15 protein-coding genes and 1 pseudogene are annotated in these 18,156 nt (G+C 41.7%); 4 read left to right on the forward strand and 12 right to left on the reverse strand.

Annotated features, from left to right (window positions below):
• Positions 1-288 precede the first annotated feature (288 nt).
• From thrS to ccpA, 5 genes are all read right to left on the reverse strand, one after another.
• Positions 289-2,232, reverse strand: a complete 1,944-nt coding sequence (thrS, locus tag L0M85_RS03245) for a threonine--tRNA ligase (protein WP_140814221.1) — start codon at positions 2,230-2,232, stop codon at positions 289-291.
• Between the two features lie 56 nt (positions 2,233-2,288).
• Complete coding sequence (locus L0M85_RS03250) at positions 2,289-2,612, reverse strand: MazG-like protein (protein ID WP_172605099.1); 324 nt, start codon at positions 2,610-2,612, stop codon at positions 2,289-2,291.
• A 329-nt stretch (positions 2,613-2,941) separates the two neighbouring features.
• Positions 2,942-4,264: a glycosyltransferase family 4 protein gene (locus L0M85_RS03255; protein WP_125329073.1), complete on the reverse strand. Its 1,323-nt coding sequence runs from the start codon at positions 4,262-4,264 to the stop codon at positions 2,942-2,944.
• A 1-nt stretch (position 4,265) separates the two neighbouring features.
• Positions 4,266-5,264, reverse strand: a complete 999-nt coding sequence (locus L0M85_RS03260; RefSeq protein ID WP_006597024.1) for a glycosyltransferase — start codon at positions 5,262-5,264, stop codon at positions 4,266-4,268.
• Between the two features lie 95 nt (positions 5,265-5,359).
• Positions 5,360-6,364: a catabolite control protein A gene (gene ccpA, locus L0M85_RS03265; RefSeq protein WP_238656481.1), complete on the reverse strand. Its 1,005-nt coding sequence runs from the start codon at positions 6,362-6,364 to the stop codon at positions 5,360-5,362.
• Positions 6,365-6,524: 160 nt separating this feature from the next.
• Here ccpA and L0M85_RS03270 point away from each other — a divergent pair, with 160 nt between their 5' ends.
• Complete coding sequence (locus L0M85_RS03270; protein WP_238656482.1) at positions 6,525-7,607, forward strand: Xaa-Pro peptidase family protein; 1,083 nt, start codon at positions 6,525-6,527, stop codon at positions 7,605-7,607.
• 461 nt (positions 7,608-8,068) lie between these two features.
• On the opposite strand, the gene L0M85_RS03275 is transcribed toward L0M85_RS03270, so the two are convergent.
• From L0M85_RS03275 to L0M85_RS03290, 4 genes are all read right to left on the reverse strand, one after another.
• Positions 8,069-8,518 carry an Rrf2 family transcriptional regulator gene (locus L0M85_RS03275; RefSeq protein ID WP_048789598.1) on the reverse strand — a complete coding sequence of 150 codons (450 nt, stop codon included), beginning with the start codon at positions 8,516-8,518 and terminating at the stop codon, positions 8,069-8,071.
• A 143-nt stretch (positions 8,519-8,661) separates the two neighbouring features.
• Positions 8,662-9,504, reverse strand: coding sequence for a metallophosphoesterase family protein (locus L0M85_RS03280; protein ID WP_048789597.1), 843 nt, complete (start codon positions 9,502-9,504; stop codon positions 8,662-8,664).
• A 69-nt stretch (positions 9,505-9,573) separates the two neighbouring features.
• A complete protein-coding gene (locus L0M85_RS03285) occupies positions 9,574-12,291 on the reverse strand; it encodes an FtsX-like permease family protein (RefSeq protein ID WP_238656483.1) in 2,718 nt (905 codons plus the stop codon).
• A gap of 11 nt (positions 12,292-12,302) precedes the next feature.
• Positions 12,303-13,004, reverse strand: a complete 702-nt coding sequence (locus L0M85_RS03290; RefSeq protein ID WP_048789595.1) for an ABC transporter ATP-binding protein — start codon at positions 13,002-13,004, stop codon at positions 12,303-12,305.
• Between the two features lie 544 nt (positions 13,005-13,548).
• Between L0M85_RS03290 and L0M85_RS03295 the strand changes: the two genes are divergently transcribed.
• On the forward strand, positions 13,549-14,109 hold the full coding sequence (locus L0M85_RS03295; protein ID WP_048789594.1) for a TetR/AcrR family transcriptional regulator: 561 nt from the start codon (positions 13,549-13,551) through the stop codon (positions 14,107-14,109).
• A gap of 165 nt (positions 14,110-14,274) precedes the next feature.
• The gene (gene nt5e, locus L0M85_RS03300; RefSeq protein WP_238656484.1) at positions 14,275-16,443 is read left to right on the forward strand and encodes a cell surface ecto-5'-nucleotidase Nt5e; all 2,169 of its coding nucleotides are present in this window, start codon (positions 14,275-14,277) and stop codon (positions 16,441-16,443) included.
• Positions 16,444-16,644: 201 nt separating this feature from the next.
• Here the strand turns inward: nt5e and L0M85_RS03305 are convergent, their stop codons facing one another.
• Both L0M85_RS03305 and L0M85_RS03310 read right to left on the reverse strand, forming a co-directional pair.
• Entirely contained in the window at positions 16,645-17,055 is a 411-nt protein-coding gene (locus L0M85_RS03305) for a transposase (protein WP_342751248.1), read from the reverse strand.
• Positions 17,056-17,067: 12 nt separating this feature from the next.
• Positions 17,068-17,174: pseudogene (locus L0M85_RS03310) on the reverse strand (IS30 family transposase); the annotation flags it as partial.
• A 293-nt stretch (positions 17,175-17,467) separates the two neighbouring features.
• Here L0M85_RS03310 and L0M85_RS03315 point away from each other — a divergent pair.
• The gene (locus tag L0M85_RS03315; RefSeq protein WP_238656485.1) at positions 17,468-17,773 is read left to right on the forward strand and encodes a rhodanese-like domain-containing protein; all 306 of its coding nucleotides are present in this window, start codon (positions 17,468-17,470) and stop codon (positions 17,771-17,773) included.
• A 94-nt stretch (positions 17,774-17,867) separates the two neighbouring features.
• Here L0M85_RS03315 and L0M85_RS03320 read toward each other — a convergent pair whose 3' ends face one another.
• On the reverse strand, positions 17,868-18,125 hold the full coding sequence (locus tag L0M85_RS03320) for a metal-sensitive transcriptional regulator (protein WP_048689573.1): 258 nt from the start codon (positions 18,123-18,125) through the stop codon (positions 17,868-17,870).
• Positions 18,126-18,156: the final 31 nt, after the last annotated feature.

Genomic DNA, 18,156 nt, shown 5'->3' on the forward strand with positions numbered 1-18,156 from the left:
AAAGGATTGTTGATGAGGATACTATTTGTGGTGGTTTGACCAATCACTACTAGCTCAGGTTAAACAAAATATAAAAAGGCGGTGGGACAGAAATCGATAGACAAAGTCTCGATTTCGTAGTCCCAGCCCAGCGAGGATGATTAGGAGCTTTTTGGAGTCTAAAAGACGAACAAAAAGTTCAATCAGCTACCGCGTCAAAGTTTGATTGCTAATAAAAAGTGAGGTCGGGATCTTTTGTCCCAACCTCTTTTTTAGGTAGCTGGAATTTTTATCCCAGGTTTTATCGTTTTATTTCTCAATACGAGATTTGTTGGCGATATCAGCAAGGATTGCTGCTACAAACTCATCTACTGACACAGTGTTTGTTTCTTTTTGTCCATAGCGACGAACGTTGACAGTTCCGTCTTCCATTTCCTTGTCACCAACGATTAATTGGTAAGGAATCTTGCTAGTTTGTGATGCACGGATCTTGAATTGCATTTTCTCATTGCGTTCATCCACATCAGCACGGACACCACGGTCACGAAGCTTCTTCGCTACTTCCCAAGCGTAGTCCACGTGTTTTTCGTTAGAAACTGGGATAAGAGTCACTTGGTGTGGTGCAAGCCATGTTGGGAAGGCACCCTTGTAGTTCTCAATCAAAATCGCTGTGAAGCGTTCCATGGTTGAAATAACTCCACGGTGAATCATAACTGGGCGATGTTCTTCACCATCAGCTCCAATGTATTTAAGGTCAAAGCGTTCTGGAAGCAAGAAGTCAAGCTGGATCGTAGAAAGGGTTTCTTCTTTTCCAAGGGCAGTCTTCACCTGGATATCCAATTTTGGTCCGTAGAAGGCTGCTTCCCCTTCAGCTTCAAAGTAGTCAACGCCCATCTCATCAAGAGCAGCACGAAGCATGGTTTGGGCATTTTCCCACATTTCATCGTTATCAAAGTACTTGTGAGTATCTTGAGGGTCACGAAGAGAGAGGCGGAAACGGTACTCGTTTAGGTTGAAGTCTCCGTAAACATCGATAATCAACTGAAGGGCACGTTGGAATTCTTCTTGGATTTGTTCAGGAGTTACAAAGAGGTGACCGTCGTTGAGAGACATTTCACGCACCCGTTGAAGACCTGTCAGGGCACCAGATTTCTCATAGCGATGCATCATTCCGATTTCAGCGATACGGATTGGCAATTCACGGTATGAGTGAACATGGTGTTTAAAGACTTGGATGTGGTGTGGGCAGTTCATTGGGCGAAGGACGAATTCTTCCCCATCTCCCATATCCATAGTTGGGAACATGTCTTCTTGGTAGTGATCCCAGTGACCAGAAGTCTTGTAAAGCTCTACAGAAGCAAGTGGTGGAGTGTAAACGTGTTGGTAGCCAGAAGCTAACTCCTTGTCGACAATATAGCGTTCCAATTCACGACGGATTGTCGCACCATTTGGCAACCAGAATGGTAGACCTTGACCAACTTCTTGAGAAATCATGAACAAATCAAGCTCTTTACCAAGTTTACGGTGGTCACGTTCCTTAGCTTCTTCACGCATTTGAAGGTAGTTTTTCAAGTCTTTCTTGTCAAACCAAGCTGTACCATAAATCCGTTGCATCATAGCATTGTCGCTATTTCCACGCCAGTAAGCACCAGCTACATTGAGAAGGTGGAAGATTTGGATACGGCCTGTTGATGGGACGTGTGGCCCACGGCAAAGGTCTACATATTCACCTTGACGGTAGATGGTCAAACCACCTTCGTCTTCAGAGTGTTCTTCAATCAATTCCAACTTGTATGGATCGTTTTTGAAAATTTCACGCGCTTCATCCTTAGTCACTTCCTCACGGATTGATGGGAAGTTTTCTTTAACGATCTTTTGCATTTCTTCTTCGATACGAGGCAGGTCTTCGTTAGAGATTTGACCAGCTTGGTTGTCTGTATCGTAGTAGAAACCATCTTCAATTGCTGGACCAACACCCAAGTGGATGTCTGGGAAGAGACGACGAGCTGCTTGGGCAAACAAGTGAGCTGCTGAGTGACGCAAGATTGGAAGAGCGTCTTCGTGATCAGGTGTCACGATTTCGATGCTTCCATCTTCAGTGATAGCACGAGTAGTGTCAATTAATTTGCCGTTAAATTTACCAGCAAGAGCTTTTTTAGCTAGGGAATTGCTGATGGATTGAGCAATGTCAAAAGTTGTAACGCCAGATTCGAATTCACGAACAGCGCCATCTGGGAAAGTAATTTTAATCATGGTTTTCTCCTTTTTTGTGTTTCATAGTTTCTATGCATTGACTTTTTATTAGCTGACTACTTCCTAGTCTGAATGTTCAACTGCTTTTCTTTATCAGAGAGGAAGTTTTCCATTTCCGTCAGGATGTCTATATCCAAACGTTGAGAAAGTTCTACTAGCCACCAGATATTTTCTGAAAGTTTATGTTCCAGTGTGTAAGGTGTTTCATCATAGTAGCGTCCTTGCTTGGTCATCACTAATCGTTGGAAATTCCCAATATCATTCGATAAAGCCAAGAGGTCTTCTTCTACCGTCCACTTGGAATCATGATGCTTAACTTCCAGATCGTGATAAGCTTGTCGGATCGCCCAACTGCGCTCCACTAATTCTTGCAACTCCATAGAAAGTCTCCTCATAAAAAAATTGCGACATCCTAAAAAGGACGTCGCAACGTGGTTCCACCTTCATTTATGTTCCTCAAAAAAGAGGAACACCTCTGATTGGCTCTAACGTGGCCACCGTTTTATGTTTGCATAAAAAGTTCACCGAGTAGTCCCAAACCTATCCTCTACGCGATTTCCAGCCCCACGCGTTCTCTATAAGATTTCCTAGATTTGATATGTCTCTGACTAGTATTATAGCACGATTGAAATATTTTGCAAGAGGAAAAAGCTTCCTATCCCCTATGCCAGGAGCATTTCTTTAGGACCCCTAGCTTTTGAGATGAACTCTAATCCAATAGCTTGGTAATGTTGCGTATCTTTTTCACCTGTTTAAAGGAGCCCTTCATGATTCTCACAGACCCATTCACAGGCATAGCGATAACCTTTTGCGGAATTTTCACAATAGACTTGGTCACCCGTTTGGTACGGCTTTCCTCAGGATGACGTTCATTGTAAAAATCTTTCGATATAATAGCGTCTAGATAGAACTCATAGACCCTGCGACCAAAATTTGTCGAAGAAATTTCATAAAGCTTCTCCTCCCACTTAGCCTCATCCTTCTCTGGTGTGGCTAAGGTCGCTTCTAAAATAGCTGCTGCCAAATCTTCTTCCTGGTCATACAAGATTCCGAACATCCGATCATTGATCACATTATCTAAGTAAGGATTACTCTGAGCAATTAGGGGTGTCCCACTAGCGATACTCTCTAAATAGGTCAAGCCTTGCGTCTCACTAGTCGAAGCTGAAATGAAGAAATCTGCTGCTTTATAGTACAGAGCTGTTTCGTTTGGTGGAATCATCCCTGTGAAGACGACCGTATCTGATACACCAAGCTTGGCCGCTTGTTTTTTTAAATCATCCAGATAAGGCCCATCTCCAGCCACAATCAATTTAATATGCGTATTTTCTTCTAGCACTTTAGGCAAAGCCGCAATAACGGCTTGGATATTTTTCTCGTAAGAAACCCGTGACAAGCTCAAGAGCATAATTTCACCCTTTTGAATCCCTAATTTTTCACGAAGGGCTTGCGTCTCCACTTGTGTGATTTCAGGTCGTTCAAACTTCGCCAGCTCGATTCCTGTTGGAATAATCCGCTTTTCAGCCTTGACCTTGTATTTCAGCAAGAGATCATAGACAATCTCACTCGGACAGATGACCCCATCCAAGTCATTCATATAACCACGAACAATGTATTTGACCATACTTGGTCGGATAACCATCCCCTTGGCAATATAACGCACATAATCTTCATACTGGGTATGATAGGTATGAATTACTGGAATCCGAAGCTCCTTAGCAATCCAAACCCCGAGTAGTCCTAAAGAAAACTCCGTCTGTGTATGGATCATATCCAGTTTGTATTGTTTGGCAATGGCCAAAGCCTTGGTAAAGCCGCGATAAGCAATCCGCCGATCCTTAAAAGCAAAGAAAGGGATACTTGGAATGCGGATAATTTGCCAGTCTTCATAGCGGTTGACATCCTTATCCGTCGTCGTAAAGATAAAAACAGTATGTCCCAACTTCTCCAATTCTGTTTTCAGGGTTCGAATACTGGTCGCAACCCCCGATACCTGTGGAAAATAAGTATCTGTAAATAATCCAATACGCATATTACATCTCCAATACTTGCTGATAGGCTTTCACTAGTTGATCCGCTACCAAATCAATTGAGCGACTTTGAGCTACTCGATCCCCTGCATCGCGCTTGTCCACTTGACCAGACAAGACTTTTTCAAGAGAGTCCACAAACTCATCCACTGAATGACACAATTCTGCTGACTCTTGGTCCACCCAACCATGATAAACTGGAATATCCCGGAGAACGACATGCTGGTGACCCGCTAAGGCCTCTAGGACAACAATTCCTTCCGTTTCCTCGTAAGACGGGAAGAAGAAGGCATCCGCACCTGTCATGGCCCCTTGGAATACAGCTCCCTTAAAATAGCCAGGGAATTCAACATTGCTCGGATGATCTTTCTCGACCAGACGACGAATAGCCCGAGGAATCAACCATTTATTAATCGATCCCAACCAAATAAAGCGGACATCTGGCATCCGACGAGCCACTTCTACAAAGTCTTCAATCCCTTTTCGTCTAAAGTATAGACCCGCACATAAAACGACCTTCTCTCCTTCTTGGATATTAAAGTGCTTCCGAAAAACCTCTTCTTTTTTGGGATCTTTTTTATATTTAGACAAATCAATCCCATTGGAAACAGCGACAATTGGAGTCTTGACCCCGTAAGACTGAATCAGCTGTTTCGAATACTCTGAAGGGGTTATAATAAAATCGGCTTTTTTATACATATGAGCCAAGTATTTGCCAAATAAGGGAGCAAATAAATTGGACCCGATAAATGAATTTTGGAAATCTTCCCGTGTGGAATGTCCATGCATAATGACCTTTTTCCCCCGACGTTTGGCAGCATGCAATAGCAACAAACTCCGAGGACCATAGGTATTAATATGAACGACATCGTAGTCCCCTAAAATATCTGTGGTGTAGGGGATTCCAGCCAAATCCAAGGCATGCATCTGGTGTTGGAGGGCACGACCGATCCCCGATTTTTGTAAAACGGATTTTCCTTCAAGATACAGTAAAACTTTCATACCCTCTATTATACCTGATTTAGCAGACCCCTTCAAGTTTTACTGGAGATTCATACAGAGACAAGAAAAAAGGAAGCCTTGGCTTCCTTTTGTTTTTACTTCTTCGTAGTCCCACGATGATTGATGGTATGGGCAAGAAGAACTTCTCTTTCTTCCAATTCTTCCTTATGCATAATTTTTGTCAACATCCGCATACTGATAGCCCCCAAATCATAAAGTGGTTGGCCTACAGTTGAAAGATTTGGACGAGTGTAGCGTGTAATTTGTGAATCATCACTGGTAATCAACTCAAAATCTTCCGGTACGTTCACACCTTGATCAGCTAGACCATTAAGCAAACCTGCTGCCAATTCATCCCCAGTTACAAAGGCTGCTGTCGCTTTAGATGCAATGAGGCGTTCAGCCAAGTTATAGCCTTCTTCATAGCGGTACTTAGACTCAAAGACCAAGCCTTCACTGTAAGACAATTTTTTTGCTTTCAAAGCATCTTTGTAGCCAGCCAAGCGAATCTTACCGTTGATATCATCTACTAATGGTCCACTTACAAAAGCAATCTTTTTATTTCGTTTAGCCAATAGTGTAACCGCGTCTACTGTCGCTTGCTTGTAATCAATATTGACACTTGGCAATTGATGTTCGACATCAACTGTCCCAGCAAGGACCACCGGTGTCCGAGAACGAGAGAATTCTGAACGAATCTTTTCTGTCAAGTGATAACCCATGAAGATAATCCCATCGACCTGTTTTGAGAAAAGAGTATTGACAACAGAAACTTCTTTATCATCGTCTTCATCGCTGTTGGCAAGGACGATGTTGTACTTATACATTTCAGCAATGTCATCGATCCCCTTTGCCAGAGTAGAGAAATAACTATTGGTAATATTTGGAATCACAACACCTACGGTTGTGGTTTTCTTACTCGCAAGTCCACGAGCTACTGCATTCGGACGATAGTCCAAACGTTCAATGACTTCCAATACTTTTTTACGAGTATTTTCCTTAACGTTCTTATTTCCGTTCACGACACGGCTAACAGTCGCCATTGAGACACCCGCCTCTCGGGCAACGTCGTAAATGGTTACAGTATCGTCTGTATTCATAATACTTCCTTTCTTTATTGAAAATTTCGTTTTCAGTCTTCTATAACAACTATTCTATCACTTATTGTAAACACTTTCAAGCATTTTAACATCTTTTTGCAAACTCTTGATTTTTTAGGGAAAATCTGACAAAATATTATCAATAGAAAGAAGGTAGCTTATGTCTAAATTAGATCAAATTGTAGCATTTCTTGAAACTGAAAAAACAGAGGTTGCTGTTGTATCCGATCCTGTCACTATCAATTACCTAACTGGATTTTACAGTGATCCCCACGAACGTCAGCTCTTCTTGTTCGTTTATCCAGACCATGAACCGCTTCTTTTTGTCCCTGCTCTTGAGGTAGAACGGGCGACTGCAGTTGTGGATTTCCAAGTGGTAGGGTATGTGGATTCTGAAAACCCTTGGGAAAAAATCAAAAGGGCTAGCGCTAATCCAGAAGCCAAAAAGGTCGCTTTGGAATTTGATAATTTGATTTTGACCAAGTACCATGGGCTTCGTTCAGTCTTTGAACAAGCAACATTTACCAATCTCAGCCCTCGAATTAACCGCATGCGCTTGATCAAATCTGCTGATGAAATTCAAAAAATGTTGGTTGCAGGTCAATATGCGGATAAGGCTGTCAATATGGGATTTGACGCTATCTCACTGGGTAAAACAGAAACTGACATCGTCGCAGAAATCGACTTTGGCATCAAACGCTTGGGCTATGAAATGAGCTTTGAAACTATGGTCTTGACTGGTAACAATGCAGCCAACCCTCACGGCATTCCTGGAAGCAACAAAATTGAAAAAGATGCTCTTCTTCTCTTCGACTTGGGCTGTATGGTGAATGGCTATGCTTCAGATATGACGCGAACAGTCGCTGTTGGAAAACCAGATGATTTCAAAAAAGAAATCTACCACTTGACTTTAGAAGCTCAACAGGCTGCCCTAGATATGATCAAACCAGGTGTAACAGCACATGACGTAGACCGTGCTGCCCGGAGCGTCATTGAAAAAGCAGGATACGGCGAATACTTCAACCACCGCCTCGGACACGGTATCGGAATGGATGTGCATGAATTCCCTTCTATCATGGAAGGAAATGACATGGTCATCGAAGAAGGAATGTGCTTCTCTGTCGAACCAGGCATCTACATCCCTGGAAAAGTCGGAGTTCGGATTGAAGACTGTGGCTATGTCACAAAAGATGGCTTTGGCCTCTTTACCGAAACCAGCAAAGACTTGCTTTATTTTGATTAAGATAGGAAATAAGGAAATTATTTAATTATTGTTTGGCGTGGTAAAGGCTTGCTCGTTCCCCATGCTCTTATGATTGGAGGAGTTTTGGCGAATATGATTTATTCCTTCCTGCATCTTAATGTAAATAAGAGTACAGATAGTATCATCTTAGGATGTATGTTGGGAATTCTTACTGCAGCAGTCAATTATTTGCTAACAAAAAAAAAATTGTTTCCGATCAGGTTCGGTATATGATTGATGAGGAAACAGGGCGACGCATTGCTTTGCGCGATCGTTCTTCCTTTATGTTCATTCCTAATCGTTACTGGACATGGATTTATGTAATTGGATTTATTCTAGTTAGTGTCTTATTTATTAAAAAATAAAAATTAGATAAACTTTAAATCATTTCATTCAACAAAAAAAAGCCTTTCAGTATATACTGAAAGGCTTTTTTACATCAAGTTTCTTACAGACTCAAATCAAGAAACGGTTGCTAGTTCCATTTGTTTCTTGGTTTGCTCCACCACTTCTTTGAGGCTGGTCTGAGACATTTCCTTTTCCATAGCTAACTGAATCTCTTCCAGCTTCCCATCTAGGACACCATGGATGCTATTTCCAATCGGACAAGCTGGATTTGGGTGCTCGTGGAAACCAAATAATTGACCAGTCTTCCCAAGGCACTCAACCGCCTGGTAGATATCTAACAAACTAATGGCTTCCAATTCTTTGGCCATCTCGGCCCCACCTGTTCCACGCGCTACATGGATCAAGCCTGCCTTTTTTAATTGAGACAAGGTTTTCCGAATAATGACCGGGTTCACCCCAACACTGCCAGCAATCATATCACTGGTCACCTTGGTGCAATCTCCTTTTAAAGCAATCATGACTAATACATGGGTTCCAATGGTGAAACGACTTGAAATTTGCATGGATACTCCTCTCTTCCATCTAGATAGGGATGTCTTAAACTGGATCTAAGGCCATCAGTAACTAGATACATTTACTCTTCCGACGTTAAAGTTCTTTCTTTTAGTCTATTATACCCTTATTTGTTGTAATGTCAACTGTTACACTAGTTGAAAAAATCTCTCAACCATGCGTCTACTTCTACATTGTGTCCCTCTCGCTGGGCTATTTCATGTAGAAGCTCATGATTATGGGTATGGTGGATCCCATTGACTAAACTTTCATAGTAAACTTGGAAGTAAGGGAGTTTCAGATCCTTAGCGAGTTGGAGTTCTTTCTCAATGTCATAGGACACCCGCCGAAAGGCAACATCTTTCAAACCCGATTCATCAAACTCTAGAATAGCATACATGGCCCGGAGATCCTTTCGAAGATTGGCTTGCAAAAAGAAGGGTTGACCGATGGAACCCGGGTTCAAGATGAGCTCTCCACCACTTCCATATCGGAAAAATTGTTGGTGGATATGACCATAGACTGCTAGATCACAAGGGGGATTGGTTACGAGGCGATCAAAATCTTTCTGGTCTCCTATATGGATCAATTCGCGTCCCCAGTTTTTGTCTGGCAGATGATGGGTGATGCCCACTCTTAAGCCGGAAATTTCCCGATGCACTTGCATGGGCAGACTTTGCATGGCCTCTATTTCTTCTGGACGAATTTCTTCTAAGATATACTGACAATGGCGCATCAAATAACGGTGACTAGCCCTTGATGGATCCAGCATCCCCTTCATCGCTCGCCACAAGCTATCTTCCCAATTTCCTAAAATCTGTACGGTGATAGGCAATTCTTCAAGTAGGTTCAAAAGATGTCGTCTACCAGTCCCCGGCATAAGGACATCCCCTAATAACCAGTATTCTTCTACACCTGCCCGCTTGGCATCTTCAAGCACAGCCTCTAAAGCAGTTGTATTCCCATGTATATCCGAAAGCAAAGCAATTTTTGTCATGTCTCTTCTCCTTCTCTCATTATACCAAAGCTCTAAAAAACTTCCACCCTAGGGTAGAAGTTTCTTTTTTTATTCAACAGATTTCAAAGCCTCCAGCATGTCTACCTTACGAAGATGATGATTAACCAAGATTCCTAAGCTAGCTAGGATCAGAATGACGCCAGCGATAGGATAAAGATAGACACCAAGGGCTACCCGCGGATAGAAGAGAATGGCATCTGGGGCGATCATGGCAATCAAGAAGCGATGGAGATAAAAACCTCCTAGCAAACCCAATCCTATCCCTACAAGAGACAAGAGGATGGTTTCTCGATAAATATAAAGGGTGACTTCTTGATGATGAAAACCTAATACCTTAATGGTGGATAACTCACGGATTCGTTCTGCCACATTGATATTGGTCAAATTATACAAAATAACCATCGCTAGCAAAATAGATACCAGAACTAAAATCATCATGGTCTTATTCAATGATTGTGCCACAGAACTGAAGAGAGAAATCAAGGAAGTATTTTGCGTAACAGCAAGCACCGCCCCTTCTTCCATCATGTCCCGACTGACCTTCTGGACGAACTGCTGAGAAGAAGACTGTAATCGGACCAAATAGGCATTCATATTAGCGCTTTTTCCATAGGTTTTCTGATAGGTCGCTTGATTCATATAGACAAAATGGCCTACATAATTTTCGGTAATCGCAGCCACTCTAATCTTATGGCCATCTATCCACAAATCATCCCCAACTCCCACCTTGGCCAGCTGCGCTAATTTACTGGTAATCACCGCCCCATTGGATAGGTCGATTCTTCCCTCTTCTGAGCGAAGACTGATAAAGGGTTCCAAGCTGTCTTTAGAGGACACCATCAAGGTCATGCTTTGTTTTCCACGTCCTGATGGATAAGAAGCCTCCACTTGTTTTGTAAAAATGGCTTCTGTCTCTTTAATATCTGCTTGCTTCAAGCTCTTCTTCAAGGATTCTTCCTCTTCGTCTGTCAGACTGGATTTGGTCGAGAGAATCATATCATACTTGAGGATTTCCCCAAACTGACGTTGGGGCACACCACCGACTGAGGATTGAATACCAAGACCCGCAAAGAGAAGAGCAACCGAACCAGCAACACCAAATATGGTCATCACCATCCGCTGTTTGTAGCGAAAAATATTTCTAGCAGTCACCTTTTGGGTGAAACTCAAACGTTTCCACAAAAACGGAAGGCGTTCGAGCAAAATACTGGATCCGGAAACTGGCGGTTTTGGAAGAAGGAGGTGACTGGCTTCTTCCTTCAACTCTCTCTTAGCGACTAGATAAGCTGGAAAGACGCTAGAAAGAAGGGAGAGCCCCAAGGCTAATAAGCTATAGGACCCATAAAAATACTGTTGACTAGTACCCACGACCATCCCCTGAGTGATAATTTGTGAAATGGTTCCTGATAAAACATAATGACCGAGAAGAGTTCCGATGCCTGTCCCAACAGTTCCAGCAACCAAGCCATACAAGAGAAACTTTGCTAAGATATCTTTCGTTCGATAGCCCAAGGCTTTGAACAAGCCCGCATGGCTCCGTTCTTCATCAACAAAACGAGTCATGGTCGTGAACGTGACCATGGCAGCGACTGCGTAGAGTACCACAGGAAATAGATTGCCTACGGCGGAGATACTGGCACTGGCATTACTATACATGAGGTAACCCTGGCCACCTGGAATGGTTTTTCGATCATAGACATGATAGTTTGGTTGCTCTAGATTTTTCAGATCTTCCTTGGCCTTTTCCAGGTCCTTCTGTTTAGTTGCTAGTTCCGATTCACCTGTCTGAATGTTGACCAATTGATAATCTAGTTGCTTTTGAGCTTCTGCCAACTCGAGTCGTCTTGCTTCTAATTCTTCCTTGGGCAAGAGTGTAGATAGTTGATTCAGATTATTGGATTGCTCCGTCAATTGTGTCTGTGCTTGACCTGCCTTTTCGCGTGCGTCTGCTAACTGTTTATTTGCAGCATCAAGTTCTTCTCGCCCTTTTTGGATCTTTTGTTTCCCATCAGCCTGTAGCTTTCGATAGCGCTCCTGACCATTTCCAGCTAAGAGTTTTTTCAGGTCCTTTTGATGGGAGGCCAGACGATCTTGATAGCTGGTTGAGAATGGATTGAACCCCCTCAAATCATCAAACCGAATCCGAGCAAGGCTATAAACAGGACTAGTAAAGGCTTCTTTTGAGAGGACGCCATAGGCATCCAAGGAACCACTCCCACTCCTAGCTTGTCCCAAGTCTTTTTCGGACCACATCTCAGCAGACTTTACAAAGCCAACAATTCGATAGTTTTTTGTCTTTAAAACAGATGGACTTCCAGCTTTTTCATGTATCCTTAGCTGATCCCCAATCTGGTAACGATCTTTCCAAAACGCTGCTAGAGCGACCTCATCTTCCTTCTGCGGAAGCCGTCCTGAAGCCAGCTGAAAGCGTGAGATGGTTTCTGGAATGGAAAACAGTCGAACAGCTTCGTCCTTTCCGTCAAGCGTCACATCTGTCAGGTAGGAAAACTCCAAGCTGGCCCCCGTCAATCCTTGTAGCTCTTCTTGGTCAGTCTTATCCAAACCAAGATCTCCCATGACAGCTAGGTCCAACATTTCTTGTTTGTCTATAAAGCGCTGGGCAGTCCGATGCATATTTGGAGTCGTTACTTTTAAACCGACCAGGGCTAAGCTACCCAGCATCATCAGCGTTAAAATGGACAAAAAGCGCCCTTTGGAACTGGTAAAGGAATGACATAGATCTTTCCAATATACTTTTCGCTTCATGAACAACCTCCCTAATACTCTAGGCTATCAATATCTAGTGGAGTGTTATGGATGGTCACCGATTTTACTTGGGCATCATGCATCTGAATGACACGATCGGCTATTGGCGCTAAAGAAGCATTATGGGTGACGATAATCACTGTTGCCCCTTTTTTACGAGACATGTCCTGAAGAATCTTTAAAACCTGTTTACCGGTTTGGTAGTCTAAAGCCCCTGTTGGTTCATCACAAAGGAGAATCTTAGGGTTCTTCGCCACTGCGCGCGCAATGGCTACCCGTTGTTGTTCCCCACCAGATAGCTGGGCTGGGAAGTTGTTCAAACGCTCACCCAATCCAACCTCTCTCAAGACTTGTTCAGGGTCTAAGGCATCAGAAACAATTTCAGAAGCCAGCTCAACATTTTCCTTGGCTGTCAAATTAGGGATGAGATTATAAAACTGGAAGACAAAGCCAACATCATTTCTGCGATAATCCGTTCGTTGGTGCGAGGAGAAGCTTGAGATGGCTTTCCCATCCACTAGTACCTCCCCTTCATCATTGCTATCCATACCTCCCAAAATATTGAGGACTGTTGATTTTCCTGCGCCTGATGCCCCCAAAATGATGACCAATTCGCCTTTCTCAATTTCAAAAGTAACATCTTTATTGGCAATGATGTCAGTTTCTCCTGACGGATAGCGCTTGTAACTATGTTTCATCTCAATATAAGCCATATCTTATCTCCCACTTAAACACAAGTTCCTATCTTTATTATAGTCCTTTTTTACCGGAAGACCAAGTACAATCAATCCCTTAAAACGACTAAAAAACAAGAAATTTGTGAGGGATGCATTTCCTCTATTTTATGAATAAAGCCATCCAACAAACTAATACTTTTCTATGCAAAAATAGACAAGGAAAAAGCTTGATCTTATCTAGTTCCTGATATAGAAATCTCCAAGCATCATCTGCCCTCCTCTCCTTAGTTTGTGATATAATAACAAATAAGTATGAATTGTAATGATCGTTTAAATAACTGATATTTCAAGTTTTTCTTTCATTTTTATATAATAGCCCCTTTGAAAGTAGATCTGGGAAAAAATTTTATAATCCTTCCAAAATGGCTTTTATAGTATAAGAATAAGACCTGATTTCAAGCCATTTAGACTTATAGAATGATACTAAAATTTTATTCTGTTGATGAATAAATTTGATTTCTGTATAATATGATGATTAGTGAACAATCATTTATACCAAATACATGATAAAGGAGGAACTATGACCCGAAAAAAGAGAAAAACGAATTCTAAAAATGCTATCCGAAGCGCCCTATCACGCCTGCTTCTTGAACAATCACTTGAAAGCCTTACAATTAGCCAACTAACAAAGGAAGCCGGCATTAATCGAGGTACCTTTTACCTTCATTATGTAGACAAACAAGATATGTTCAACCAGCTTAAATCTGAACTCTTAGGCGAGTTGGGAGAACTTTTCGCTACAAGCACCGTCAATCGAGCAAATTTTCTTGCCTCACTTCAATATATTCAAGATAATTATGACTTTATCTATGCCTTGATGCAGATGGATTACCAAGAATTTCATTTTCTAATGAAAAATTTCACCCTGCAACTTCTTGACGATACTCCACACGCCAAAGACCACTTGGTTAATAAATTCCAAGTTCCTTATAAGTATGCTGTTGAGATTTTTGCAGCTACGATTGAAGCCGTAATCACAAAATGGTTGTCAACTGGTGCAAAAGAAGAGCCGATCGAAATCGCGACAGTCGTATTAAGTGTGACTGACTTTACCACTTGGAACCAACCAATAACAGAATAAGAAAATGAGAAAACGAAAGTTTTCTTTTTTTATGGATAAGAGCAACTAGCTGGAACCTCAACGCTCTCACAAGATTATTTGCCCAACTATCAGAAAACGTTTTCCTTTTCTTTCCTTTTTAGCTATAATATTTAATATGCAATAAAATAGAAATGAGGACCGTTTATGAAAAAGAAGAAACTTCTTTTGCCGATCTTATTGCTTGCTCCTGCCTTCCTAGCTTCTCAGGTAGCTGCAGATGAGCAAACAGCTCCAGAAACTAACCTTGAAGTAGCTGCTGCTTCCACAAATGCTACAGATGCTGCTACTCCTGATTCAACAGAAGCTAATACAGCTACTTCAGAAGGCGCTACAGAGAGCTCAGCTGACTTGCCTGAAGCAAATATCATTCATACCAACGATGTCCATGGTCGGATCGTCGAAGAAAAGGGTGTGATTGGTGATGCTAAATTAGCCGCAGTCATCGATGAAGAACGTGCGAAAAATCCATCTACTTTAGTCGTAGATGCTGGAGATGCCTTCCAAGGACTACCGATTTCAAATAGTTCAAAAGGGGAAGAACGAGCTAAAATTTTGAACGAAATTGGCTACGATGCTATGGCAGTCGGAAACCATGAGTTCGATTTTGGTTTGGATGAGGCTAAGAAATACAAAGAAATCTTGAACTTCCCACTTCTCAGCTCCAACACCTACATCAACGGTGCTCGTTTATTTGAGGCTTCCACCATTGTCGATAAAGATAAGAATGTCGTTGGGGATGAGTTTGTCGTCATCGGGGTGACAACGCCTGAAACAGCCACTAAAACTCACCCTAAGAATGTCCAAGGTGTTACCTTTACAGATCCTATTTCAGAAGTAAACAAGGTCATCGATGAAATTGAAGCACGCGCTACTGCAGAAGGCAAGACTTACAAAAACTATGTTGTCCTTGCTCACTTGGGAGTAGATACGACTACACCAATCGAATGGCGAGGATCTACCTTAGCTGAGGAACTTTCTAAAAACTCAAAACTGAAAGGAAAACGCGTCACCGTTATTGATGGGCATTCCCATACTGTTCAATCAACCACATACGGAGATAATGTCACCTATAACCAAACCGGTAGCTACCTGAACAATATTGGTAAAATTACTTACCAAGCCAACCAATTGCTTGGTAACCCTCAACAAATTTCAGCAGCTTCAACCAAAAATGTCGTGCCAAATGCCAAAGTAGCTGCCATGGTCCAAAAAATCAAGGAACAGTACGATGCTGAGAATGCAAAAATCGTTCGTGACAATAGTCCGGTAGAACTAAACGGTCAACGGGAAAATGTTCGCGTCCGCGAGACCAACCTTGGAAATGTTGTAGCGGATGCCCTCTACGAATATGGACAAACTGGTTTTAGCCATAAGACTGACCTTGCTGTAACCAACGGTGGCGGCTTGCGCGAAACCATCGCCAAAGACAAGCCAATCACCAAAGGAAGTGTCATTGCTGTTCTCCCATTTGGGAATACCATTTCTCAAATTAAAGTAACTGGTCAGAATATTGCTGATATGTTTGCTAAATCTCTAGGCTCTATTTTACAAGAAAAAGATGGCAAAACCGTTCTTGACGAAAACGGTCAACCCCTTCTTGAACCAAGCGGAGGCTTCCTCCAAGTATCTGGAGCGAAAGTTTATTACGATACAACCCTACCAGCTGAAAAACGCGTCCTCTATATCGAAATTAAAAACCCAGAAACTGGTCAATATGAACCGCTCAACCTTGCTAAAGATTATTACTTGACTACTAATGACTTCTTAGCAGCAGGTGGGGATGGCTACACCATGTTAGGTGGAGCTCGTGAGGAAGGTCCTTCCATGGACGTTGCCTTTGCAGATTACCTTGCTAAGGCAGATCTCACAGCCTATGCAACCATCAATCCAAATTCTCGTACCATTTCTATTTCTGCTAGCAAAGATACAGATGGAGATGGTGTGGCAGATATTGAGGAAATCAAACAAGGAACAGATCCTGCTAATCCAAAGTTCTACCCAGGAAGCAATAACCAACCAGTTATCCCATCTACCGGTAAAATGGATCAAACATATATTCCAGCTCTAGTTGGTACGAATTCTCCTAATCAACTAGCTAGCCAAACAAAGAATACTTTTACATCTGCTAAGGACGATACACAGATCAAGGCCAACAACCATCACCTGTCCTTCACCTCAGCAAAAACATTTAAACCAGCAGCTGCAAGCCTACCAGAAACAGGAACAGCCGACTCTCCTGCTATCTATATGCTCGCTCTGTTGACATCCATCCTAGCCTTCTTTGGTCTTAAGAAAAAAGAAGAAAACGAATAGTCACTGTAAAAAATAGTCTGGGACAACATTGTTCTCAGCCACAAAAAAGCTAGAGATTTCCAATTATGGACCTCTAGCTTTTTAATTTTGAGTAGTTTTCTTATTGTATTTGAGGAGATTATTAGCCATGAGTACTAATCCCATGTCATTTTTTACCTGACGCTTGGATTTCTTTTACTTTTAAGAGCTGATACCTCTCATTCACATAGAGCCCCTTTTATGGAGCCAAATCAGCTTGTTCTGCCTTATAAACCATATTTTCCTGTCTAAAACCTGTTGTGCTATGCCTATGTTTGAGGTGATCAAACTGCTATACCCAACTCTCTGGATGGGTGTAGGTATCTGTTGTTTCATCGTAAGTCCAATTATCCAAATTCCTATCAGATTCTTTGTATCTTTCTTCTGTTCCTTGTCAAAAAGACTATATTTAATCAAATGCTCAATACCCATCCTATCCAAGGTAAGAAGAATCTCCAAACTACCGTATCCCGCATCGGCGACAGCTCTTTTTAACTCATGTGGATAGGTTTCTAAAAAAGGCAACAGCGTTCTGGTATCTGTTGGATTTTGATAGATGTCATCGTGAAGGACGAACTGATTTTCAGTAGCGATTTGTAGGTTGTAAGCAGGTTTGAGTCCTACGCTTAAATAAGCTTCAATTCCCCTCGTTCAGCTTCAGATAAGTGCTTGTAGGATTGATTTGTGGTAGGATAATTAGCAGACATGTTCATCTTCCTTTATACTGTTTTTCGCAACTCTAGTATATCAGATGAACATGTCTTTTGTGTTGCACTTCATTTTACAACAGAGCATGTGGTCTGTTTTCAGAAAAGGTAATTTTCTAGACAGGTAGTTGTTGAATAAATATGACAGGTTCTAGTCATTAACCTATCAACCAACTCTTTAGTTTGTAAGTTGGCATCTTGTATACTGAAAAGGAAACAATACTAATCAATTCAACTTACTTGACAAAAGCGTTGCTTAGTGGTTTAATATACCCCATAAGGGTATATCGGAGGTGCCTATGTTTCACTTATTTACAAAAATTGATAGTATTTCTACCAGCGAATTAGAAGCTAAACTCAAGGAACCAATTCAGCTACTGGATGTGCGGACGCCTACGGAATTCCGTAGAGGCCATATCAAAAACGCCAAGAATGTTCCTCTAACCGAAATCGGAGCTTACACACCTGCGACAAATGAAACACTTTATGTCATTTGTCATTCCGGTGTTCGAAGCAAGATGGCTGCTAAAAAGCTCAAGAAAAAAGGCTATGATGTTATCAACATCCGAGGTGGTATGAGCGCTTGGTCTGGTGATGTTGAATAAATAAAAATCAAAAAGAGCAATTGGTCTAATTTCAAGAAAACCAACTGCTCTTTTAATCATTTGTTCACTATTTAAGAGAAACGTATGTTTTTTATTACTTGCGTTTAATCAAGTATTTAACCGCCTTTTCCAATCTTTCCTTCTGTGCTTGAGGATCCTCTAAAGGGTCGTTAATACAAGTTGTTAAATTCTCCGTTATCATCAGTTCAATAATACGATCAACACTGGACCGCACTGCTGTTAATTGAGTAATGATATCAATACAATCACGCTCTTCCTCCATCATTTTTTGAATACCTCGCAATTGACCTTCTGAGCGTTTGAGGCGTGTAATGTACTTTGATCTTGTCATATCTTTATCCTAAAACGATTTTTCTACATTA

It is taken from the genome of Streptococcus sp. DFI.7.26, assembly GCF_022240605.1.
Lineage (GTDB): Bacteria > Bacillota > Bacilli > Lactobacillales > Streptococcaceae > Streptococcus > Streptococcus xiaochunlingii.